Origin of the sequence: Novosphingobium sp. fls2-241-R2A-195, from assembly GCF_030209485.1 — a bacterium.
Lineage (GTDB): Bacteria > Pseudomonadota > Alphaproteobacteria > Sphingomonadales > Sphingomonadaceae > Novosphingobium > Novosphingobium resinovorum.
On record NZ_JARVRY010000033.1, the window covers coordinates 1 to 1,226 of the forward strand.

The window sequence follows — 1,226 nt, forward strand, 5'->3', positions numbered from 1 at the left end:
ATCATCATGAAGGCTACATTGATTGGAGCGAGTTTGAGAGGAACCAGAGCCTTATTGCCGTTAATACCTTTGCAAAGAAGGGCGGCATCAAATCTGGTCGTGGCGGCCAGGCTTTGCTTGCTGGTCTGCTCACCTGTGGCCGATGTGGAAGGCGGTTGTCTGTTTCCTATAGAGGGCGGCCAAGCCATCCCTATTATCAATGCAAAAGTATCAACCAAATGCTGGCCAAACCCCGATGCATGACTTTTGGCGCGTCTCGGATCGACCCTGCTATTGGCAAAGAAATATTGAGCGCCGTAACGCCAATGGCAATCGAGGCCGCAATGGAAGCTGACCGGGCGCATCGGGATAATCTGGAAGAGCGACATCGCATGATGGAGCTGGACTTGCAGCAAGCGCGATACGAGGCGTCTCTTGCTGAACGCCGCTATGCCGCTTGCGACCCTGACAACCGCCTGATCGCTGCTCAACTTGAGAAGAGTTGGGAATCCGCGCTCAGGCGCGTGGAAACCTGTGAAGCTGCTTTGACGCAGGCAAGACAAATCGACGCAGGCATCCCAATCCCCGATTTCGCCGGCATTGCCACTGACTTGGAGGCTGCTTGGAGCGCACCAAACGTCGATACGCGGTGTCGCCAGCAACTCCTGCGCACTCTCGTGACTGATATCGTTGCCGATGTTGACGAAGAGCAACGTGAAGTCATTTTGACGATCCACTGGAAAGGTGGTCAACACTCTCAGCTGCGTATTCGCAAACCGAACCCTGGCGAACATGGCCAGAAAACGCCGGAGGCTGCCCTCGCTGTAATGCGGTCCATGGCCACCCGATGGTCCGACGCCGACATTGCCGCTACTCTGAACCGGATGGGAATGCAGACCGGGCAAGGAAAAACGTGGACCGCACGCCGTGTCGGTGCACTGCGCACGGTCCATAAAATCCACGGATACCGATCTGCTGAGAAGAATGGGGAGTGGCTCACACTGACCGAAGCCGCGAAAAAGCTTGGGGTTACGGCCCATCGCGTCCGTCGACTGATCAAGGAGGGCGTGCTCCCTACCGAACAAGTTGTACCGGATGCGCCGCACCAAATCCGAGCCGCAGACCTGGAAAAGGACGAGGTGATCCAGTTTCCGCGTTACAGAGGCCCGTGTCGCATTAAAATGGAAAACCAAAAGTCCCTGTTTCCGGACGTTTGAAGAGGAGGTGCATAATGAACCAGTCGTTGC

At 55.9% G+C, this 1,226-nt stretch carries 1 protein-coding gene; it reads left to right on the forward strand.

The window, feature by feature from the left end; translation table 11 throughout:
• On the forward strand, positions 1-1,196 hold a 1,196-nt coding region (locus QRN25_RS23305; RefSeq protein WP_285021706.1), incomplete at its 5' end, for a recombinase zinc beta ribbon domain-containing protein.
• Between the last annotated feature and the right edge of the window lie 30 nt (positions 1,197-1,226).